Source organism: Desulfobacter postgatei 2ac9 (assembly GCF_000233695.2).
GTDB lineage: Bacteria > Desulfobacterota > Desulfobacteria > Desulfobacterales > Desulfobacteraceae > Desulfobacter > Desulfobacter postgatei.
This window is the reverse complement of record NZ_CM001488.1, coordinates 3,422,625-3,443,138: the sequence shown is the minus strand read 5'-3', so window position 1 is coordinate 3,443,138 and position 20,514 is coordinate 3,422,625. Positions and strand designations below refer to the sequence as shown.

23 protein-coding genes and 2 pseudogenes are annotated in these 20,514 nt (G+C 44.4%); 11 read left to right on the top strand and 14 right to left on the bottom strand.

The window, feature by feature from the left end; all coding sequences use genetic code 11:
* Positions 1-26: 26 nt before the first annotated feature.
* The 13 genes from DESPODRAFT_RS15910 to DESPODRAFT_RS15850 form a co-directional block, all read right to left on the bottom strand.
* On the bottom strand, positions 27-1,007 hold the full coding sequence (locus tag DESPODRAFT_RS15910) for a DUF2156 domain-containing protein (protein ID WP_004074808.1): 981 nt from the start codon (positions 1,005-1,007) through the stop codon (positions 27-29).
* A gap of 21 nt (positions 1,008-1,028) precedes the next feature.
* Positions 1,029-1,454 (bottom strand): GNAT family N-acetyltransferase, encoded by a 426-nt coding sequence (locus DESPODRAFT_RS15905; RefSeq protein WP_004074806.1) that lies wholly within the window; start codon positions 1,452-1,454, stop codon positions 1,029-1,031.
* Positions 1,451-2,323: a spermidine synthase gene (gene speE / locus DESPODRAFT_RS15900; RefSeq protein WP_004074805.1), complete on the bottom strand. Its 873-nt coding sequence runs from the start codon at positions 2,321-2,323 to the stop codon at positions 1,451-1,453. The genes DESPODRAFT_RS15905 and speE overlap by 4 nt, the downstream gene beginning before the upstream one ends.
* A gap of 34 nt (positions 2,324-2,357) precedes the next feature.
* Entirely contained in the window at positions 2,358-3,197 is an 840-nt protein-coding gene (speD, locus tag DESPODRAFT_RS18830) for an adenosylmethionine decarboxylase (protein ID WP_004074803.1), read from the bottom strand.
* Between the two features lie 16 nt (positions 3,198-3,213).
* Positions 3,214-3,915: a hydroxyacylglutathione hydrolase family protein gene (locus tag DESPODRAFT_RS15890; protein ID WP_004074802.1), complete on the bottom strand. Its 702-nt coding sequence runs from the start codon at positions 3,913-3,915 to the stop codon at positions 3,214-3,216.
* A gap of 17 nt (positions 3,916-3,932) precedes the next feature.
* Positions 3,933-4,319 carry a hypothetical protein gene (locus DESPODRAFT_RS15885; protein WP_004074801.1) on the bottom strand — a complete coding sequence of 129 codons (387 nt, stop codon included), beginning with the start codon at positions 4,317-4,319 and terminating at the stop codon, positions 3,933-3,935.
* 164 nt (positions 4,320-4,483) lie between these two features.
* Entirely contained in the window at positions 4,484-4,900 is a 417-nt protein-coding gene (locus tag DESPODRAFT_RS15880) for an iron-sulfur cluster assembly scaffold protein (RefSeq protein WP_004074800.1), read from the bottom strand.
* A 191-nt stretch (positions 4,901-5,091) separates the two neighbouring features.
* Positions 5,092-6,015 carry a methylenetetrahydrofolate reductase gene (locus DESPODRAFT_RS15875; RefSeq protein ID WP_004074799.1) on the bottom strand — a complete coding sequence of 308 codons (924 nt, stop codon included), beginning with the start codon at positions 6,013-6,015 and terminating at the stop codon, positions 5,092-5,094.
* A complete protein-coding gene (locus DESPODRAFT_RS15870; protein WP_004074798.1) occupies positions 6,015-6,707 on the bottom strand; it encodes a methylenetetrahydrofolate reductase C-terminal domain-containing protein in 693 nt (230 codons plus the stop codon). The genes DESPODRAFT_RS15875 and DESPODRAFT_RS15870 overlap by 1 nt, the downstream gene beginning before the upstream one ends.
* A gap of 110 nt (positions 6,708-6,817) precedes the next feature.
* Positions 6,818-7,246: a hydrogenase iron-sulfur subunit gene (locus DESPODRAFT_RS15865; protein WP_004074797.1), complete on the bottom strand. Its 429-nt coding sequence runs from the start codon at positions 7,244-7,246 to the stop codon at positions 6,818-6,820.
* Positions 7,246-10,269 carry an FAD-dependent oxidoreductase gene (locus DESPODRAFT_RS15860; RefSeq protein ID WP_004074795.1) on the bottom strand — a complete coding sequence of 1,008 codons (3,024 nt, stop codon included), beginning with the start codon at positions 10,267-10,269 and terminating at the stop codon, positions 7,246-7,248. Before DESPODRAFT_RS15860 ends, DESPODRAFT_RS15865 begins: the two co-directional genes overlap by 1 nt.
* A 471-nt stretch (positions 10,270-10,740) precedes the next feature.
* Positions 10,741-10,920 (bottom strand): hypothetical protein, encoded by a 180-nt coding sequence (locus DESPODRAFT_RS20135; protein WP_157488508.1) that lies wholly within the window; start codon positions 10,918-10,920, stop codon positions 10,741-10,743.
* Between the two features lie 167 nt (positions 10,921-11,087).
* Positions 11,088-11,828 carry an EI24 domain-containing protein gene (locus DESPODRAFT_RS15850; protein WP_004074789.1) on the bottom strand — a complete coding sequence of 247 codons (741 nt, stop codon included), beginning with the start codon at positions 11,826-11,828 and terminating at the stop codon, positions 11,088-11,090.
* A gap of 149 nt (positions 11,829-11,977) precedes the next feature.
* Here DESPODRAFT_RS15850 and DESPODRAFT_RS15845 point away from each other — a divergent pair, with 149 nt between their 5' ends.
* The gene (locus DESPODRAFT_RS15845; RefSeq protein WP_004074787.1) at positions 11,978-12,829 is read left to right on the top strand and encodes an aminotransferase class IV; all 852 of its coding nucleotides are present in this window, start codon (positions 11,978-11,980) and stop codon (positions 12,827-12,829) included.
* Between the two features lie 24 nt (positions 12,830-12,853).
* A complete protein-coding gene (locus DESPODRAFT_RS15840) occupies positions 12,854-13,162 on the top strand; it encodes an AF1514 family protein (RefSeq protein ID WP_004074785.1) in 309 nt (102 codons plus the stop codon).
* 160 nt (positions 13,163-13,322) lie between these two features.
* Here the strand turns inward: DESPODRAFT_RS15840 and DESPODRAFT_RS15835 are convergent, their stop codons facing one another.
* The gene (locus DESPODRAFT_RS15835; RefSeq protein WP_004074783.1) at positions 13,323-13,514 is read right to left on the bottom strand and encodes an FmdB family zinc ribbon protein; all 192 of its coding nucleotides are present in this window, start codon (positions 13,512-13,514) and stop codon (positions 13,323-13,325) included.
* A gap of 149 nt (positions 13,515-13,663) precedes the next feature.
* Here DESPODRAFT_RS15835 and DESPODRAFT_RS21270 point away from each other — a divergent pair.
* From DESPODRAFT_RS21270 to DESPODRAFT_RS20130, 9 genes and pseudogenes are all read left to right on the top strand, one after another.
* Positions 13,664-13,897: pseudogene (locus DESPODRAFT_RS21270) on the top strand (transposase); the annotation flags it as partial.
* A 527-nt stretch (positions 13,898-14,424) separates the two neighbouring features.
* The gene (locus DESPODRAFT_RS15825; RefSeq protein WP_004074781.1) at positions 14,425-15,819 is read left to right on the top strand and encodes a hypothetical protein; all 1,395 of its coding nucleotides are present in this window, start codon (positions 14,425-14,427) and stop codon (positions 15,817-15,819) included.
* A gap of 129 nt (positions 15,820-15,948) precedes the next feature.
* A complete protein-coding gene (locus DESPODRAFT_RS15820; protein ID WP_004074777.1) occupies positions 15,949-16,386 on the top strand; it encodes a PAS domain-containing protein in 438 nt (145 codons plus the stop codon).
* Positions 16,346-16,786, top strand: a pseudogene (locus DESPODRAFT_RS21615) (Hsp20/alpha crystallin family protein). Before DESPODRAFT_RS15820 ends, DESPODRAFT_RS21615 begins: the two are co-directional and overlap by 41 nt.
* Positions 16,787-17,269: 483 nt before the next feature.
* The gene (locus DESPODRAFT_RS20685) at positions 17,270-17,560 is read left to right on the top strand and encodes a CheR family methyltransferase (protein WP_216594019.1); all 291 of its coding nucleotides are present in this window, start codon (positions 17,270-17,272) and stop codon (positions 17,558-17,560) included.
* On the top strand, positions 17,475-18,230 hold the full coding sequence (locus tag DESPODRAFT_RS15805) for a PAS domain-containing protein (protein ID WP_004074773.1): 756 nt from the start codon (positions 17,475-17,477) through the stop codon (positions 18,228-18,230). The genes DESPODRAFT_RS20685 and DESPODRAFT_RS15805 overlap by 86 nt, the downstream gene beginning before the upstream one ends.
* The gene (locus DESPODRAFT_RS15800; RefSeq protein WP_040016043.1) at positions 18,227-19,996 is read left to right on the top strand and encodes a PAS and helix-turn-helix domain-containing protein; all 1,770 of its coding nucleotides are present in this window, start codon (positions 18,227-18,229) and stop codon (positions 19,994-19,996) included. The genes DESPODRAFT_RS15805 and DESPODRAFT_RS15800 overlap by 4 nt, the downstream gene beginning before the upstream one ends.
* A 130-nt stretch (positions 19,997-20,126) precedes the next feature.
* A complete protein-coding gene (locus DESPODRAFT_RS21535; protein WP_280985099.1) occupies positions 20,127-20,255 on the top strand; it encodes a hypothetical protein in 129 nt (42 codons plus the stop codon).
* Positions 20,256-20,267: 12 nt separating this feature from the next.
* A complete protein-coding gene (locus DESPODRAFT_RS20130; RefSeq protein ID WP_004074763.1) occupies positions 20,268-20,411 on the top strand; it encodes a hypothetical protein in 144 nt (47 codons plus the stop codon).
* Positions 20,412-20,514: the final 103 nt, after the last annotated feature.

Below are 20,514 nucleotides of genomic sequence, written 5' to 3'. Positions count from 1 at the left end.
TCTTTTAAGATGGCTTTCACACACGCCTAATGGAATCTTAAATTCAGTTTAGGCACTAGAAAATAGGGTTCAATCAACGCATGGGGAACATATGACAGTTTTGCCTGGCGTAATCCCGGTATTCCAAGATCCTGTTCCCGATTGATATATCGTGCAGTCCCTTCCAGAAATTTAGCAGTCTCACTATTGATCATCTGGGCGGCACCCTTGAAAGTCACATCTGATTTTTCAAAGTGAACATCCCAGGTGTCAGGGGAGAGGGGACTGAAAACAGCAAACGCTACAATTTCATCCTTTACCATCAGTATCAATCCGTTTAAACCCAAATCTTTCCAATGGGAGAAGGCCATGGCAATTGCTTCGGACTCTTCCACCAGGGAGTTGGATACTGAAGGCGTGCCTTCAAGCAAACGCTTTTCAAAACGCATCACCTCTTTGCAATTACCCTCATTCATAGGGACTATGGAGTAATCTGGATACATGCGCGTAAACTGGGCAATAAGATTTTTTTTCTTATGCAGTTTATTGCCCTTTAACTCTGCCAACTCCTGTGTCAGGTAAACATAATCTGCCGCATCCCGGTCAGAGGTAATACTGAAATAACGATCCAGATCCTGCCATATATCCACGTAAGATTCAGGCACCAGCCCGATGTCTCCGGACAGTCCTGCGGCAATGGCCTTTTTTGAAAGATCAAACAATTCTTCAGGTTTCAAATCCTCTCCGATGGGCATGAACAGGGCCCGGCTGCGATCGTCATGAATCACCAGGTTTTCCTTATAAAAAAACCATGAATACCGGTACAGGTTCTGCCAACAAAAAAGATTAACATAGCTGTACTCACATGAGCAGGGCGGGTAATGGCCCAGGAAATCAAGGATCAGGGGACGGGTCTCCAGATCAAATTTCCCGGGCTTAAGTATATTTGGTTCAGTCTGCAGATCATCCGCACTGTTGCTGATGATTGGTGGCGTATTGCAGGTTTCCGAATGGTTATGACATATCATGGTTTTTCCTTTACATAACTGTTATTCAAGTTTAAAGGGGATGTGATCCTTCATCTGCCTGAACCCGATTTTTTCATAAAATGAACGAGTTCCCGGCTCACCGATCAATCCAATCCAGTCCACTCCCCTTCTTTTAAGTTCCTGGATCAGAAAAGTGACAATCAGGGTACCGATGCCAAATTTCCGGTAGGCTGACAATACAGCTATATCCTGAATATAAGCATCACTACAAAGATCGGAAAGGGCTCTTCCCATTCCAATTATTTTTTTTTCCAAAAAGGCTCCTGCAAACAATGCCGATTGTTCAGGAATTCGGCGCAAAAATTCGTCTGATATTTTATAATTATCCTGCCACCATCCGGCATCCTTGTAGATGGCTCCAAGCTGATCCACAGGCACCGTGCGCACAAATTTTATCTCAAGCCCATCAAGCTTTTCTGTCCTCATACACCTTTGTCTTTCAGTATTTTTTCTGCAAAATAGGGAAGCACAAAGGCCGCACGGTGCACCTCCGGGCTATAGTATTTAAGTTGAGATTGAAGCATTTGGGGCACTGGACGTGCCGGTGCCGTAAGTTTAGGGCCCAAAGATCCCATGCATATACCGATGTGACCGCCGGTATATGTGGGGACAATAATGTTTGCATAGGCATATATGGGAAACAAAGATCTTGTAACACCCATCAGTTTTTCAACCCAGTCCGGATGAAGGAAAAAGTTTTCGCCCTGGGTGGCAATCAGACCACCGGGCTTAAGCGCATGCTTTAAATCCCGGTAGAACTGACTTTTAAACAAAATTTCTCCAGGGCCAACCGGGTCCGAGGAATCAACAATAATGACATCATAACAACCAGAGCATTCCCGGACAAAGGCGGCCCCGTCTCTTATATGAACAGTAACCCTGGGGTCGTTAAATCCACAAGCTATGGATGGCAGAAATTGTTTTGAAACATTAACAACCTCTTGATCAATTTCACAAAAATCAATAAAGCGGACATCATCATGACGATTAATCTCACGCAAAACACCGCCGTCTCCCCCACCGACAACAAGCACATGTTCAGGGTTTGGGTGGGATAACAGCGGCAGGTGCGCCATCATTTCATGGTAACTGAACTCATCTTGTTCCGTTAACTGAATAATACCGTCAAGCACCAGCATCCGGCCGTGGGAACGGGTCTGATAAAGGTCAATTTGCTGAAACCTGCTTTTTTTACTGTAAAGAAGCTTTTCCACCTTCAAGGAAACGGCAATGCCCTCCCACATGGGGCAAATTTCTGAAAACCAGCCTTTATGTATATTGCCTGAATTTGTCATTTATCTATTCCGTAACAGCCTATCGATTCCCAATCTATTGTCTTAAAGCCACCCGCATCTTGTAGTGGCTACCCCCAAAATATGACAGAGCAAATTCTGCCAATTCACGGGGCTCATATGTATTACAGGAAAAAATATCCAGATATGCGGTATGGGTTGCATGGGCAAAATACCCCGATATCCCGGAGGTTTGAATGGATCGTGTCATGGAGAAACCGGCAGCCGTTTCGGTTTCATCATAATGAACCGAAGATATATTTTCCGTGTCAACAATACCAAGCTTTTCACACAGCCTGCTGACAATTTTTTTTATACAGTCCGGATCTTTTATCATATCAGAACTGCAGTCATATACATCAACGGATGTGGACATTCCCCAGGGATTTGTGTTTTCACACACTTTTTTCCAGGCCATGGGAAGTGTTCTCCTATCCATCACCTTTTCATCACTGTTTGCCATACAGCTTCCGAGCATAGGCTGCAGTATCCCCCTGTTTTGATCCGAAGAGATAAAGAACCGCTGGGATGAAAATTGTACTTTGATGGAATGAATGGCTGTATCCAGATCAATATTATCAGCACATGTAAAAATATCTACTGCTGCATAATTATGCTCAGGCCAGGCATGAACCGTAAAATGAGATTCTGCAATAATCACGACCCCGGAGACTCCCTGGGGTTCAAACTGATGAAAGGAACTGCTGACAATTTTTGCCCCGCTTTCCCGGGCAGCCCTAAGCAGGATTGATTCTACCCCGTTCTTGTCAAGCAGGACGTCGGATGCGCAATCGTAATATTCAATGGTAATATGTCGCCCCAGAGCAAAACCCGGATCAGAATGACAGGCTGTCGGCTTTTTATTTTTATCAAGCAATTTTTTAACCGAATAGTTAGAATACTTCCATAACAGAAGAAAATCTTTGGAATTGAGTTTCTCTTGGCAAATTTTTTTCTTTAAGCCGTTCAATCATGGATGAGGTATTAAAACGCAGATAGGGGTTTACCTTAAGTTCTTCAGACAGACGGGAAACAACATGATCCGGATTATATGCAGCCGCATACCCGTTCAAATTCGGGTTATTCGGTTCAATAATTTTGGCATACTTTAAAGACTGAAGAACATAATCGTGTCCGGCATAAACCAGAGTATTGCCGGGCAGGGCCATCAACTGCTTTAAAGAATTAAAAAAAGATTCAAGATCCCCTGAAAAACAATTGCCGACCGTGGCGTTGAATAACGTATCACCGGTTACAATAAACCCATCTCCTTTGAAACAAAGGGAATCCATGGTATGCCCGGGGGTCAGCATGACCTCAAGTCCGGTTGCATCTTTAAGGTCAAGAACCTGTCCCTGTGAAAGCGTTGTACAGTCAATAAAACGCGCGTTAGTTTTCTTTAAAAGGGCACTGTTTCCCTTAGTGTGGTCGGCATGGTTGTGGGTATTGGTGACAATGTCAATGGGAATGTTTTTTTCTATGGCAAATTTTGCCATGTCATCCGGGGCCCCAGGGTCGATGGCAATGCAGAATTTTTCGCTGTAAATCAGGTAACCCAGATTGTCTGCACCGTATTTAAACTGTTGAATATCCAAACACTCAGTCCTTTATCTTAAAACATTTCATCTTCGTCTTCCCCAAAAGCATCTTCATCTTCATCTTCATCCCGAACAGGAGTGCCGACCATGGGTTCATCATCATACACATCAATATCATCCTCATCCATGAACTGATCATCAAGATCGAGATCAAGCCCGTGATCATCGAAAATCATACTAATGGCCTCTTTGAGATTACGTTCAAAGCTTTCAGCATAACCGTCATCCTCATCTGCGGAAAACTCATAGATTTCATCGTGTTCTTCAATCAGGTCCCTAAGATCGGCTTCCATCTCGGACCGGGTATAGAAATCGGCTTCATAAGCGTCAATAATTTCTTCATACAGGTCATATAAATCAAACACCTCAACGGCATCAGAAATGGTCATTTTTTTGGCCATATGCAATCTCCCGAATTTTTATATGGTTTCTATGTTAATAATAGTTTTATGATTGTCAAATACTCAAACACCATAATGTTTATCTGAAACATTATGGTGCCTGAATGCAGTTTCACATATTATTGCTTGATAAAGCGCTATTACGAGATGCTACAAAGAAAAAATTAAACCTGTTTACAACTTTTTTTCATTGATCTTTTATTCTGGTAGTCGGTCAATGCCAGATAAAAAGCACCAACACAAAGTTCGGCGCAATGATAATGGTCTTCAGGCAAGGTCTGAAGATAGGCTTTCACCATATCGTCAGTAATATTCCAAACATTATCAACGGAATGCCCCTGGGCCAGGTGTACCACTGTATTGCAACATGCTGCCGTATATACGCAGCCGTTGAAGTCAAAGGAAATAGAACTAAGGCAATTATTGTCGTCAACCATGATAAAGAACTCTACAGTGTCTCCACATACCCCAGTCCGGGTTCCATATCCATCCGGATTGTCAATCCGCTCTCTGGAACTTGATTCGTAGGCCATTTCAATTAATGTAAGAGAGTGAACGTTCCAAAAATCCTGGCTTTCCATTAAAAAACAACTCCTTGAACTATATCTATTGTTTTATATAAACCTTTTTTCATATGATATATAAATACCATATTCATATAAAATAAAAAACAGACCGGACAATAAATTCTGCCCGGTCTGTTTTTATTTTATAAATCTATATAGCGGATCTACCTTGTATCGGCAAAAACAGCTACACCAGTATGTTGTGGTTAAACCTCAGGTCTGGGGTAAAGCCCCGCACCTTTGACCAGCTCAGGAACCTTTTGTTCCCATTCAATGGCCATAATATGGAAACCTTTTACGCCTTTGCATTCCTTGAGGCGTTGCATCTGCTCAATAGCCATCTTGATGCCTTCTTCGGCTTGTTTTTCTTTATCCACACCGGCAAGACGGTCGATAACCTCATCAGGTATATCCATACCGGGTACCTTGCTCTTCATGTATTTGGCCATACCAAGGGATTTCATAGGCGTGATACCGGCAAGGATAGCCACTTTTTCATCCAGGCCACGATCAACCACCTGTTTCATCCACTCTTCAAACTTAGCTGTGTTAAAGATACACTGGGTCTGAATGAAATCCACGCCGGCAGCCACTTTCTTGGCCAGGCGCATAACACGCAGTTCAAAGGGATCGGCAAAGGGGTTGGCAGCCGCACCAATGAACATTTTGGGCGGTTCCGTGATATCTGCTCCCCCCTGGAACTTGCCTTCATCCCGCATATCTTTGACCATTTTAATCATGTTTATGGAGTCAATGTCATACACGGGTTTTGCCATGGGGTGGTCGCCAAACTGAGGATGATCTCCGGAGAGGCAAAGCATGGTGTTGCAACCAAGGGCATAAGCACCAAGGATGTCAGACTGCATGGCAAGACGGTTTCTGTCCCGGGATACCATTTGGATAATGGGGTCAAGTCCCATTTGTTTAATAACGATGCCGCCGGCAATGGAGGACATCCGAACCATGGCGGTCTGATTGTCTGTAATGTTGATGCCGTCTACATAATCTTTGATCATGTTGGCTTTTTCTTTGATAACATCAACATTGCAGCCTCTGGGAGGACCCACTTCAGAGGTTACTGCCAACTGGCCTGAGGCCAGTACTTTTTCCAGTCTGCTTTCAGTTTTCATTATGCATTGTCCTCCGTGATAATTTTGGATGACGCCAAGTCCTCCCTGATAATTTTTCTAGGACCGCCGCCTCCGGCAGGCCGCCAATCCTTTGCCGCAACCAGTTCTTCATACCGATCCTGGAGACCCAGTTCAACCAGGCGATTCCAGATCAATTGCCATGCACAATCCACATCCGGGCTGATCTCACATTTCCCGTTGCGCGAGCCACCGCAGGGGCCGTTCATTATGCTTTTTGCACATCGTGCAACAGGACAGATGCCGCCGGTGATCCCCAGCATGCAGTCACCACAACCCATACAGCGCTCAACCCAGATGCCCTGGCTTTCGGACGCGCCCATGAACGTGGTATTGACACCCGGAAAAACCGGAATCGGATACTGGGCAGCAACGGTCTGAACCCCGCATCCACAGGCCAGGGAAACAATGGCGTCCACTTGGCCGGTGAATTCCGCGAGCTGGTCAACATATTCCGGGTCACATTGGCGTTCCAGGGTGTGTTCCAGAACTTCGATCTTTTTGCCCGCTTTGGCACTGTTCAGGCGAATGGCGGAAGACAGAAGCCCCACCTCTTTTCTGCCGCCTGCTGCACAAACGGTAACACATTCGTTACAGCCGACCACAAGTATTTTTTCATAGGGCGCAATGTACCCGAGAATTTCCTGCAGGGGTTTTTGTTCTGCTGTTATCATGTTTTAATCTCCAAAATTTTTATATAAAAAATAACCCATTAAATCTCTTTCATTATGTTAGACAAGACAAGTGTATGCAACAAATCCAAAAATTGCATCGGCCACTTTTCTTAAACGGCCTGACTTGTTGCCTGACTGGCTGGGCTTGGCCCTAGGGCTTTAATTTTTTCTGTAAATTCTTCGGCGGCCTGGGCAAATTTTTCACCCATAGCTGCGGAAAAATTCATCATGGCCACACGTTCGGGTTCCCACCCCAGATCTTCCAGGGTTTTTTTAATTTTTTCCACGTGGGCCGCTGCACGAATATTGCCGTTTTTAAAATGGCAATCCCCTTCCAGACAGCCTGCCACATATACACCGTCAGCGCCTTTTTCAAGGGCTTTCATCAGGTGAATGGCGTCCACTTTACCGGTGCAGGGCACCCGTATGATTTTTACATTGGACGGATATGAAATCCGCCTGGTGCCGGCCATATCTGCTGCGGTATATGCACAATAATGACAGCAGAAGGCAACGATTTCAGGTTCAAAATTGCTCATTAGTTATACCTCTCAAATAAACCATCAAGTTTAGCCAGCATCTGGTCATCTTCCCAGCCCCTTAACTGAATGGCTTTGGCCGGACACTCGGCAACACAGATGCCGCAACCGTGACACTTGGCCGGACTAATTTCTGAATGCCGTTCATTATTGATAAAAGGAACATTAAAAGGACAGACTCTGACACAGATCAGACAGACGGCACACTTAATCGGATCTACCGTGGCATAGGCAGCCCCTAGGGTAATCTCTTTATTGGCCAACATGGTTCTGGCTCTGCCTGCAACGGCATGGGCCTGGGTGATGCTTTCACGAATCACCTTGGGAGAGTGGGCCGTACCAGCCACAAAGAACCCGCGAAGGGCCATGTCAACGGGTTTGAGTTTCACATGGTCTTCTAAGAAAAAGCCGTCTTCAGTCTTAGGAAGATTAAACAGACGTGCAAGTTCTTTGTTGGTATCAGAATTGGCAACCAGACCGGTACTTAAAGCCACGCAGTCAGCTTCAATATCAATATCCTGCCCCAGAACAAAATCATGGGTACGGACAATGGTCTTGCCTGCTTCTTCCCGGACAACGGGACGGTGATCAAGATCAAAACGAATGAACTTCACACCTTTATCCCGGGCTGTTTTGTAATAATCTTCCTGGAATCCGTAAGTACGGATATCCCTGTAAAGTACAAAAACATTAATGTCAGGATTGACTTCCAGAAGACGCAGGGCGTTTTTAACGGCTGCCTGGCAACAGAGCCTTGAGCAGTTGGGGTTGTCCGCTTCCCTGGAACCGGCACACTGAATCATAACCACCTGTTCCATGGCCTTGATTTTGCTCTCATCGTTTTCAAGGATGCTGTCAAGATCAAGCTGGGTCATAACCTTATCAAACTCACCGAGGCCATACACGGCAGGACGGTTGGGTGTTGCGCCTGTGGCAAGGATGGTGACCCCGTGATCAATCTGTTCATACGCATCAGCTGAGGTTTTAATGCCGGTGGTAAAACGACCGGGCACGCCGTTGTGCTCTGCAACGACAGCATCAGTGAACACCTTGATATTTTCATTGGCAGACACCTTGCTCACAAGATCCTTGACAAAGGCTGCCACATCATCACCTTCGATGGTTTTGGACAGGTTCAGGGCCTGACCGCCAAGTACCGGGGCTTTTTCCACCAAGTAGGTAAAAGTACCCTGGTCAGCCAGTTCAAGGGCAGACGTCATACCGGTTACTCCGCCGCCCACAACAAGGGCGTTCTGGCTTGTGGGGAGTATATTTTCAGGCAGAGCTTTGGCTTTTCTGACACCGGATATACCGACCTGAACCAGCTGGAAGGCTTTTTCAAGGGCTTTGGCCGGAGCGTCATTGTGCGCCCAGGCAGCCTGATCTCTCAAATTGACAAGCTCAAGCAGGTAGGGGTTGAGCCCTGCGCGTCTGAGCATATCCTGGAACATGATCTCCTGAACCCTTGGGGAACCGGAACCAATAACCACACGGTTCAGTGCTTGTTCCTTGATCAGGTTTTCAATCTTTTCCATAGCCTCAAAGGAACAGCTGAGTTTAAACGCTTCTGCCACTGCCACGTCAGGGTTGCTTTTCGCATTTTCCAGGATTTTATTGATATCCATGGCCTGACCGATTTCCCCGTCACAGTCAACAATAAAGACACCAATTTTAGGATCTTCACCGTCAACATCTCTTTGGGGCGGATACGGACTTGCATCTTCAACGCATTCCTCACTCTCTATAGCCGCACCTGCCAAGGAAGCCGCAGCAGATGCCTGAACCAGGGTTTCGGGAATATCTTTGGGGCTTTCAAAAACACCACAAACATATACACCGTCTTTAGAGGTGGTCACAGGATCCATGGTGCCGGCTTTTGCAAAATTGTGTTCGTTCAAGTCAATGCCAAGCGTTCCGGCCAGATCAATGGTTTTCTGGGTAGGCCTGAAACCGGTAGAGAGTACAACCATGTCAAAATCTTCTTTTATCATGGCTGACAGTTCTTCTTTGGCATAGGTGATCTGAAGCGATTTATCCGGCAGTTCAATGATGGTATGTGGCTTGCAACGGATTAAACGAATGCCGAAATCTTCTTTGGCGCGATTATAGTAAGGCTCATAGTCCTTGCCAAAAGTCCGCATATCCATAAAGAAGATGGTGGTTTCAATGTCCTTACCAAAACGCTCTTTGGTGACCATGGCCTCTTTAAGGGCATACATGCAGCATACGCTAGAACAGTAAGAAACATCGTGCCGGTTAATGCCCCTGGAGCCGACACACTGGATCCAGGCCACTTTTTTCGGCGGCTGCTGGTCTGATTTTTTCACCAGATTGCCCTGGTAAGGCCCGGATGCAGACATAATCCGTTCATATTCAAGGCCGGTAACCACATTGGCAAATTTTCCGCCCCCGAAATTATCCAACACACTCGGATCGAACAGCTCTGCACCCACACTTAAGACAACGGATGCGACCTTAATCTGGATTTCCTGTTCACTGTCATCGGCTATGATAGCCCCGGCCTTACAAACTCCCTTAAGCGCCTCCACATCATCTATCTTTTCCATATCAATGGAATAAGCATAGGGTGTGGCCTGGGGATACCGCATACAGGTAGGCGCCCTTGGGTCAAGTCCCGGGGTAAAGCGGACGGCTTCTGGAAATTTTTTCAAACATTCCCCGCAAGCTGTACATTTGTCAATGTCAATGAACCGGGGAGCGGTTTTTAATGTGGCCGTAAAATCACCGGCCTCTCCGGACAGGCTGGTTAGCTCTGTCATCGGGCTGACCTGAAGAAACTTTTCCCTTGTTGTTGCGGACAGATGGGGAGAAACTGTACACAAATCGCAATTGTTGGTTGGAAAAGTGCGGTCCAGCTGGGTCATTAATCCACCAATGGCATAGTCGGAATCAATGAGCAGGACCTTTTTCCGGGACTCGGAAAGATCAAGGGCCGCCTTGATGCCGCCAACGCCACCGCCAATGACGAGCACGCGTTTTTCGTCTTGTTTAATTTTTTGCATGTGTAACCTTAACGTTATCAGTTAATATCCATGTGTATCCATCTCCTGTAAACGTGTATCAGATACAAAAACAGGCAATGGATGCTTTCTTGCCTAGATCATCAACGGATTGTGCCAATACCCTTCTGTACAGCGCTGTAAACAGCTGTGTATCTGTATAACAACGGTGTGACAGCGAAATGGTCATAAAATTGTCGGCTGCGGGTATCACAAAAAGGAGTATTGATATCTTCCAAAGAAATTATCGGAACAGCAAAATTCTTGAGAACAAGTTTTTTTCGAAAACTCATAGCCAATATCCCTATCTTATTTAATGCTGCTCGATCTGGCATTGAGCAGTCAAAATTAGGTACCCTCAAGGCACGGTGGAACTGCTATCTACCTATATTTTATTTAACCAAAGATTCTATAGCAGATAATAAATCACATGTAAAATGATTACTTATTATGGAAAAATAAGATGGTCCAGAATCAGGCCGTAAAATTTTGAACCCGTGCCTTGTCGGACAGGCAGAAAAATCCATCCGAGATGGAAAGTACAGCTACGGCATATGCCAATGCACCAGTCATATCCCGGATACCATGTAAAGTCGCTGGATCGCTCCGATCCTTGGGAACAACCGGGCGCTTGGGCAAAACATCCGATCTCAAATACATGTCCGGATGGATTGGCAAAGGTTTGGGCAAACCCCTCTCCCGTACGAACGGCAAATTCAGGTTTTGTAACAAATGCATTACAGTTTTTGCACAAAATAACCGGCTCTATGTCCGGTTGCACTTCCGGGCTACTTTTTTCCTGTGTTTGCCGGTCTGTTTTTTTACAAATCAAATCCAAGGCCATGTTTTTTTCTTTCTTTCTCTATATAATATAAGGTAGCGCCGACCGGTGCAAATGAAAGGAAAAGGATGTTGAGCCAGGGCACAAGAAACAAAAGGCCGAACCCGATGTGAAAAAACAGGTTTTTTCTTAGGAATGCAAATCGCTCCCTAAACGGCACCATGCGTCTGGCAGGGACAAGGTCCGTATTGTCCCAAGCCAGAAAAATACCTGCCACCACCGCTGAGAGACCAATGATGACAAGGCTTACAGGGGTAAACAGCCCGATAATCATCAGTGTAACCGATATCAGTACGGGCACCACGGCTCTAGGAATTTCCTGACGAATCAGATACAAAAACAAACCGAATATGGATGTGTGGGCACCCGGGGCTTCCTGTCCAAGTACCATGCGTTCTGTGATCCGGGACATATAATCCATGATGAAAACACAGAAAAAAATCTGGGAAATCAGATAGGAGATCAGCATGGAAAATGCCATCAGAGTAAATGTCAAAATCCAGGACACTATGTGCCACAGCCAGATCAACCACCGGGACTCGGGCATCTGCCATATCATGGAAAAAATGTCATTGTGCCAGTAAAGCACCATGCCCGACAAAACAAGGGCCAACAACAAAACCACTGCAAATCTTATCAGTCCGAGCATCAAAAGCGACGGTGTTTTTAACGCCAGGGCAACCCCCCTAATATTGTATTGAATGCCTGCAATGAATCCCATGCTATCTTTCTCCTTGAAACCCAAAATACTTGTTTTCCACCCCGGCACTATTTTCGTTTTCCAATTGAAACTGCCCGGGGGGTGCTTATATTAAATTTAATTTTTACTATACCTGGCTCTATTTTTCAATTTTACAAAGGGCTTTTTCATTGAAAACAGTTTATGTGGACGGAAAATTTTTGCCCTGGGACAAGGCGGTGATTCCCGTGGATGATCTGGCTGTGCTCAGGGGCTATGCAGTTTGCGACATCATCAAAACCATCGGAGGCCATCCCTACTGTCTTGATGCGCATATTGACCGGCTTTTGTCATCGGCTGAAAAAGTTGGCCTTACACCGGTATGGACCAAAGCGGAAATCAAGAAAATCGTTTTTGAAGTACTTGAAAAAAACGCCCCTATGGATGAGGCCAATATCCGCATCCTTGTGACGGGTGGATCCAGCCCTGATTTTTTCAGCCCGGCGGATAATCCCAGACTCATTGTTCTGGTAACTGATATCCCGGCCCTGCCTGCCCAGTGGTATACAAAAGGCGTAAAGGTGATCACCTTTGTCCAGCAGCGTTCGATCGCCGATGCCAAGGCCACCAATTACATCCCTGCTGTTTTAGCCTTGAAAAAGGCAAAGGCACAAGGCGCTGTGGAGGCGTTGTATATGACCCCGGACAAAATGGTTCTCGAAGGCACCACCAGTAATCTGTTTGCCCTGGTTGACGGCACCTTGGTCACACCTGAAAAAGGGGTGCTCAAGGGCATTACCCGAAAAACCGTTCTGGCACTTGGGGAAAAGCTGTTTCCCGTATCTGAACAGGACCTTTCCCTGGACACCCTGCTGTCTGCCTCTGAACTGTTCATCACCGGAACCAACAAAGGTATCGTCCCTGTAATCCAGGTGGATGACCATATTATCGGAACAGGCATGCCCGGACCCGGCACCAGGGCCTTAATGTCGGCAATGGCAGATCAGGTTGGCAGATCATGTAATTCACCGTCCGTAATTTGACCGCAATATAGAATGGATAATAAAATGACACAAATTTTTTCTGACATAGGCAATGCTGTTCATGAAGTGATAGAAGAAACAATAGATGATCCCGAACTTAATCTTCAACAGGCGAAAGATTTAGCAAAAAAAATTGCACTAAAAAAATACAAAAATTGCATGATTCTGTCCTGGAAAAATGGGAAGACGGGCGAATTTTATCCAACCCGTGAATGCGGCACACAAAAGATACCTGCTTGGATTTATTATGCCCAGGTAAGAGGTGCGAATCTGACCATCAATATTAATGATGGTGAATATATTTTCATGATCCTGACGATTGAGGATTTCTGACTATTGTGCTGCTCTTGCAGGGGCATTTTGAAAACAAATTCTGCGAAGAAAGTACCACAAATACTCAAGGGACCACTGAGCCTAAGGGGGAGCGGCTATGCCCTCTCCCCTGTTATCATGACTCTCTTTAATCTTCAAACTGAAGATTCATTTACTGCGCTCATGAAGGGCCATTGGGGAAAGGCGTTGCACAGGAGCCCATGCTGGCGCCCATAAAAGTGGATGCACTCATATTTTTCTTTACATCCTTGCTTTTGCATTCAGGACAAATGATCTCTTTTTCTTCACCTGAAAAAACAACTCTCTCAAACTCTTTCCCACATTTTTTACACGTATATTCAAAAATAGGCATGATAACCCTCCTTCATGGATGAAACCGTCATTCAAATTACTCTTTCTGCCTAACCTTTTGTTCACAACACTTGGATTTCAAAAAAAATGGGCTGTGAGCCACAATTTTCAAACCGACTGGATAGGGGACAAAGCTCTTTAAGAGTATGAGCACACTGGGGAATCGAAAATAAATTGCATTGGGTGCTTGATGTCGCGTTCAGGGAGGATGAGTGTCGAAAGCAAGCCGGTAATGCAGCTGAAAATTTTGCAATGGTACGCCACATTGCCACAAACCTGTTGAAGCAGGAAAACAGTATGAAAAAGAGCGTAAATGTCAAACACCTGCAAGCAGGATGGGATAATTCTTACCTCATAAAAGTGCTTGGAGTCAATACAATTTAAATGCGTTTGCCCTGTGAACTAAAAGTCGCGGCTTGACAAATGGAAAATTGAAGTTTTTCAAATTATCAAGATAAAAAATCAGAAAACTCAAGTATACAGTTGCCCTAATTTAAAAGGAGATATCGCAGGCAGCTTATTCGTACGACATGGCTACATCAAAAGACACTTGGTTGCACAAATGTTGGTGGTACCTTCCTGCCTTCCTGTTGCTTTCAAATAATCACCTATTTTTAATAGTCGATTTATATGTTTTTTTATGGTTTTCCATCGTATTGACTTGTAATTAAAATTCCCCTATTTTTTTATTGAAAAACTTGCAGACGAACCTTTTTCTTGTAGACCCTGAAAGCCTCTTACATCGGAAACGTCATATTTTGAATCATTTTTGAAGAATCAATATCTCATAATTCTTTAAACAGCCATGGGCTGACCTGACATATGAACTGCCAGGCATAGTCCACAACAAAGCTTGAAAGACTTGGGTAACTTACCCCGACGTTCTCATAAAAAAACAGCAAGGAGTAATAATGAATCAATCGGTGTTAGATAAATCCAACTTATATTTTTCTCTGTTTCCGGATCATTTAAGTTATATAGATAGTTGTCTTGAAGCTGCAAGTTATAAACTCAAGGACTACGATAATATATCTGACTTTGAAAATGATCTTGCCAATATCAATGCTTATGAACATATCGACGCATTGGAGAATCCAAAGAATCTTATTGAGCTGGATGATAAAACACTCACTAAAGGGGATTATATCAAAGCGATTAAATGTCTCATAGAGGGTAAGGTCTTTGCTGAACATTTCGCAGCCGGGGAGGCGACACGATTAAAATTAGGAACAAAATTCTTAATCAATGTGCAAAAAGATCTCTCGATTGATAAGATCGCTGCACTCATCAACCAGGAAAAAGGCGAAGGTACCATGACTTCAGAAAGCCTTATCCGGATGTATCCCTGTTGTAATCCATTGGACCTTTTGCCCCTGTCGCTGGGGGTTAGGCATATGCTCCAATACGCCTATGATCTTTATATGTTGTCAAAACGTTTTGGGTATGACCCCCAGGAAGTTCTTTCAAAACAAACCATGCTGATCATTTTAAATGAATCCACGGCGGACATCATCATTGATGAGTTCATCACTAATAAATTTTATGGGTTTGCAAGACAGAATGTTTTGTTCATGATTCAGGAATCGTATCATGGAATAAATCTGAAAAACAAAGAGGTTTTTTATGACCGTCATACACCCAAACGGCTTCATAATCATGGTCACATCGCCATTCAACAAACCATGTTTAACCAAATTTTCCACATGACGGAAAACCAAAACCGCAACTATCTGACCTGTGATCAATTTGGCGATATATTAAAGAATATGGAAATCAAGATATCTTATAATATCGAAGATCTTGATTATTTAACCGGCTCTATTGACCATGAAGCACTGGCACTGGCACTGAAAAAAAATAATGAGCATTATAATATGTTGATGGAGGTGGTTCCCAATAATCCGGATTCGCCGCAAAAAGGCGGTATGGCTGCCTTTGATCCAATTTTGGGACAGGATGTAATGATTGAAAGCTTTCAACTAAATGGAATTGAAAACCACCAGATTCAATTTTTAAATAAAAATATCAATTATTATCTAACGCCTTACATCGCATGGGAAATGGTAAAAACGCAGGGATTGAAAATGCACGTTACTGTCAAAGATGGTTTTATTTATTTTCAACCGGTTATCGGTGACATCAATTTTCTCGTTAAAACAGCCATTTTTACTCGTAAAAATGCAAGGCCTATAAAAGCATGGAAGTCTGCGTCTACGACACCTCTGGCGATAAACTGCATGCACATGCAGGACAAGCAAAAAGGGTTCAAAGAATACGCCCGATTATTTCTTGGTTTAATTTCGTAACAGAGGGAAAAACATGAAACACTCTTCAAGAAGCCGCATCGCAAGTCATATGCCTGGTCAGAAGCCGGATGACCTTGCCGCAAAAGCGTTAAAAATTTCAACCAATTATCGTTGAAAGAAGAATTATTAATGACGAGTCCGAATTTTGCCACGCCACTTGCTGATTCAGAAGACAGGCTTAAACTCATTCAGAATCTTCAAACTCTGAGAATTGAACTGGAGATGCAGAATAAAGAACTACTCCGATCCCAACTGGAGCTTATGACATCAAAGATATACTATACGCGACTCTATGACACAACACCGGTTGGTGATTTTACCATTGATTTAAACGGAATTATAATGCCTGCCAATATAACCATTGCAGATATGCTGTCGATGGAAAGCTCATCTCTTCTGGATAAACACATAACGGATTATATTGTTTTAAAAGACCATATTATCTACTACCAGCATTTGAAAGACCTCGACACTTTAAAAACACGACAGGTCTGTGAACTGCGGATGAAAAAAAACGAGACAAGATATGAAATTGACCAAATGGGGCCCGTTTCGGGAAATCGATAATATTTTCAGCAAGTACCTTACGCATTTGAACCAACCTTCAATCGGCACCCAGGAACTTTTAGCGTCCGGGGACTGGGCTCCCCGTGCGGACATTGCCGAGACTGATTCGGAGTTTACCATCAAGATGGAGATCCCCGAAATCAAACGGGAGGATATCAAGATCACCATTGATAACGGCGTACTCAATATCAGCGGTGAACGGAAACATAAAAAAGAGGAAAAAAAACACTAAATACCACAGAATCGAGCGGCATTACGGTAAGTTCCTGAGCAGTTTTCCCTGCCGGACAATGTGACGGAAGAACAGGTTGACGCCCAGTTTGAGGGTGGGGTATTGACGCTTCACCTACCGAAAACAGAAAAATCAAAACCAAAACAGATTCAAATCGCTGTTAAATAGATTATTACCGCCTATACGCAACATTGGTGTAAATACGACCCGGGCCGGAAGAAGGGCGTTCTGACCCGGGCGGCCCCACCTTGATCAATTATTCAAACCGGTTTCGGAGCAACTATAGCCTGGTATCGGACAGTTGAGAAGTAGATGCGCGATTCCTGCTCTCGGGTTCGGACAAACCTATCCGTGATAGAGATCCCTTTTTATTTTAAACTTCCGTGGCCGGAAAAATATTGTGCCGTCCTATAATTTTGGTATAGTGAAGTGTGAAGTGCTAAAATAGGTTACAGGGCCTAAAAAGAAAGGGATAAAAACCCAATTGTCGCAATCGAAATCAAAAAGTCATGAAACCTAGGGGAAAAAGCAACCGGCAGTATTGAAACAAAATCAACACTAAAATCATTTCCTGTTGTGGGATTGAGGGCGTCCGCCGGGGGGTTGGAAGCATTAAAGGCATTTTTTACAAAGGTTCCGCCAACAAGCAGGATGGCTTTTAAAGAGGTCCTTGACAAGACTTCAAACCGGATAAACCTGCAAATATTTGGTACGCATATTGACAACCGGGCCATCAGCAAAGCCCGTCAAGGTGTCTATCCGTGCAGTATCAAAGCGGATCTGGGCGAGGAGCGTGTGAATCGTTTCTTCATTCAAGAGGGAGATTTTTACCGTATACGAAAGGAAATTCGGGATTGTGTGGTCTTTTCCGTCCAGAATGTTATCAAGGACCCGCCGTTTTCCCGATGGCGACATTATAAATATACACGGCCGGACCGGTAAATACCTTGAGACACCGAGCGGCCCTGTCACCAACAACATTCTGGATATGGTGCGTGAGGGACTGCACATAGAACTGTCAGCCACCCTTAGGGTTGCCCGATCATCGGCTGCTAAAGCAACCAAGAAAAGACTGTCTGTAAAGACCAACGGAAATTATCAACTGATCAATCTGCATGTTTGCCCTTTAAAGAAACCCGATGAGCTTGCCGGACGGTTACTTGTGGTTTTTGAGGATATCGAATCCGAATCCATGGACGAAACAGGGGACCACGCCGGTAAAGATGACTCCTCGCTTGCGTCAACGCGCATTGCTGAATTGGAACGGAAGCTGCAGACAACCAGGGAAAGTCATCAGACAACTATCAAAGAGCTGGAATCGTCAAATGAAGAGCTCAAATCAACCAATGAGGAAATCCAGAATATTTTTGTGGACAATAACATGCAGGTTCGGCGGTTTACACCTGAAGCCACGATGATAGTCAACCTCATTCCCACAGATATCGGCAGGCCTATCCGGCATGTTGCCAGTAACCTGAAATACGACAACATGATTAGAGATCTGGAAAAGGTCCTGCAGTATTTGACACCCGTTGAAACCGAAGTGCAAACCGATGAAGGGAGATGGTTCAACATGCGCATCATACCCTACCGTACCAGGGATACATTTTGAATAACAAGGATAACCAACCCGATAGCGCCTCTGAACTTAGACGCCGGGCTGAAAAAAAAATTAAACAAGAAACAGGGGCCTTGCCGGACGATTTTACAACCTTGTCACGCGAAGAAATCGGTGAACTGATTCACGAACTGGAGGTACACAAGATTGAGCTGCAAATGCAAAATGATGAACTCTGTGCGGCCCAAGAGGAACTGGAGCTCTCCCGCAAACGTTATTTCGACCTTTATAATCTCGCACCGGTGGGCTATTGTGTTGTTAATGAAAAAGGATTCATCCAGGATGTCAATCTCACTGCCGTCACCCTGCTCGGCCGGATCCGAAGAGACCTGATCAACAGGCCGATCTCTGAGTTTATCTTAAGTGAGGATTATCTTAGATACCACCGCCACTGGAAAATCGTTTTTGAAACCGGTCAACCCCAGACCATTGAACTGCAAATGCTGAGAAATGACAAATCGCTGTTCTGGACGCGGCTGGATTTTATGATTGCGAAGAACGCCGGACAATCTTCCGTCTGCCAGGTTACGCTAACTGACATCAGCGAGTCCAAACGTTTAGAGTATGCATTAAAAGAACGGATCAAGAAGCTGAATCTTTTATTCCGATTTTCCGACCTGTTGGAGAAACCGGAGATCAGTTTAAACGAGGTATTGAAAACAACAGTTTTGATGATTCCCCAGGCGTGGCAATTCCCCGGAATCGCGGAAGCTTGCATTGAGCTGGAAGGGCAGATCTTTCAGACCAAGGGTTTTAGGAAAACGCAATGGATGCAGACCAGTGATATTGTCATTCAGGGAAAGAAGGCGGGGCAGATGACGGTGTGCTACACAGAGAATCGACCGGCATTTAATGAAGGATCATTTTTGATAGAAGAGTCTTGTTTGCTGAATACTATATCGGAAAGATTGGGGCGTATTATAGAGCGAGTCCGATTGACAGAGGCAGTGAAGCACAGTGAGATGTTCCTGAGAACAACCATTAATTCGATAACAAACCCGTTTGTCGTGATAAACGCAAGCGACTATACCATTGAACTGGCCAATAATGCTTACGGCGGGGAAAAGGTTATAGGGCTCAAATGCCATGCGGTCGCCCACCATCGGAGCACGCCTTGTACCGATGATGATCATCCATGCCCGGTTCAGGAAATCAAGCGAACGGGCAAACCCTTTATTGGAGAACTGTTACATTACGATGATCAGGGAAATCAGCTGAACATGGAAACATATGCATTCCCGATATTTGAGCCTAACGGACAACTCTGCCGGGTCTTAGAATATCAGATCGACATTACTGCGCACAGGCAAACCGAGCTGAAATTAGAACAAAAGGCTGCTGAACTGAAAGAGATGAATGCCGCATTGAAAGTGCTGCTGAAAAGAAGAGAACTGGATAAAGAGGAAATTGGACAAAATATATTCGCCAACTATCAAATAGTGCTTACCCCTATTATTCAAAATCTGAAAAACACCCTGACACAGGAAGATCAGCGAGAAATAATCCAGATTCTGGAATTGCGTTTAAAAAATATCCTTTCCCCGTTTTCAAAAAAATTATCAGATAAACTGATCAATTTAACCCCTACGGAAATTCATGTAGCCCACCTTATTAAATCGGGAAAATCCAACAAAGAAATATCGCAAATCCTGAACTGCTCTTTTCACACCGTCTCTCGCCACCGGGATAATATCCGGGCAAAAACAAACCTGAAAAATAAAAAAATCAATCTTCGGTCATTCCTGCTCTCCCTCGAATAATCCCCTATTTTAAATAGTTTGTTTATATGGTTTTTTATAGTCTTTTGTCGTGTTGATTTGTAATCATAACCCCTCTATTTTTTAAAAAGACATCAGTTCAGATACCTTATCGATGGGTGAACTCTTTCAAATGAACATTGCGCGATTGTCGTTCAAGTGGGGAGTGACGGGGAATATTGTTCTGGCCAGGGTCCTTACCATTCCTGGGGCAGCCGGTATTCCGGCCCTGGGTTACCTGATTTTCAAAATATTTGAATGATAGGAGAACCCGATGCATCATATTTTTAAACAGCCCAGAATTCTATTCGTAACGCCGGAAGTGTCTTATCTGCCGAAAAAAATGAGCACCATGTCCAGCTTTCTGAAGGCGAGGGCCGGTGAGTTGGCGGGGGCGCATTCCGGCAAATCTTTCTAATTTTTCTTCACTTGTTGCTTCTAAAAGACGTTTGAACTTATTGATTGAGACTCGGAAAATTTCGGATTCATCTGTGATAATAAAATAATGCCCCCGAAGTGAC

Coding starts and splice junctions, on each gene's coding strand:
- DESPODRAFT_RS15910 (WP_004074808.1), bottom strand. CDS start 1,007: ATGATATGTCATAACCATTCGGAAACCTGCAATACGCCACCAATCATC.
- DESPODRAFT_RS15905 (WP_004074806.1), bottom strand. CDS start 1,454: ATGAGGACAGAAAAGCTTGATGGGCTTGAGATAAAATTTGTGCGCACG.
- speE (WP_004074805.1), bottom strand. CDS start 2,323: ATGACAAATTCAGGCAATATACATAAAGGCTGGTTTTCAGAAATTTGC.
- DESPODRAFT_RS15885 (WP_004074801.1), bottom strand. CDS start 4,319: ATGGCCAAAAAAATGACCATTTCTGATGCCGTTGAGGTGTTTGATTTA.
- DESPODRAFT_RS15880 (WP_004074800.1), bottom strand. CDS start 4,900: ATGGAAAGCCAGGATTTTTGGAACGTTCACTCTCTTACATTAATTGAA.
- DESPODRAFT_RS15875 (WP_004074799.1), bottom strand. CDS start 6,015: ATGAAAACTGAAAGCAGACTGGAAAAAGTACTGGCCTCAGGCCAGTTG.
- DESPODRAFT_RS15870 (WP_004074798.1), bottom strand. CDS start 6,707: ATGATAACAGCAGAACAAAAACCCCTGCAGGAAATTCTCGGGTACATT.
- DESPODRAFT_RS15865 (WP_004074797.1), bottom strand. CDS start 7,246: ATGAGCAATTTTGAACCTGAAATCGTTGCCTTCTGCTGTCATTATTGT.
- DESPODRAFT_RS15860 (WP_004074795.1), bottom strand. CDS start 10,269: ATGCAAAAAATTAAACAAGACGAAAAACGCGTGCTCGTCATTGGCGGT.
- DESPODRAFT_RS15850 (WP_004074789.1), bottom strand. CDS start 11,828: ATGGGATTCATTGCAGGCATTCAATACAATATTAGGGGGGTTGCCCTG.
- DESPODRAFT_RS15840 (WP_004074785.1), top strand. CDS start 12,854: ATGACACAAATTTTTTCTGACATAGGCAATGCTGTTCATGAAGTGATA.
- DESPODRAFT_RS15835 (WP_004074783.1), bottom strand. CDS start 13,514: ATGCCTATTTTTGAATATACGTGTAAAAAATGTGGGAAAGAGTTTGAG.
- DESPODRAFT_RS15825 (WP_004074781.1), top strand. CDS start 14,425: ATGAATCAATCGGTGTTAGATAAATCCAACTTATATTTTTCTCTGTTT.
- DESPODRAFT_RS15820 (WP_004074777.1), top strand. CDS start 15,949: ATGACGAGTCCGAATTTTGCCACGCCACTTGCTGATTCAGAAGACAGG.
- DESPODRAFT_RS20685 (WP_216594019.1), top strand. CDS start 17,270: ATGGCTTTTAAAGAGGTCCTTGACAAGACTTCAAACCGGATAAACCTG.
- DESPODRAFT_RS21535 (WP_280985099.1), top strand. CDS start 20,127: ATGAACATTGCGCGATTGTCGTTCAAGTGGGGAGTGACGGGGAATATT.
- DESPODRAFT_RS20130 (WP_004074763.1), top strand. CDS start 20,268: ATGCATCATATTTTTAAACAGCCCAGAATTCTATTCGTAACGCCGGAA.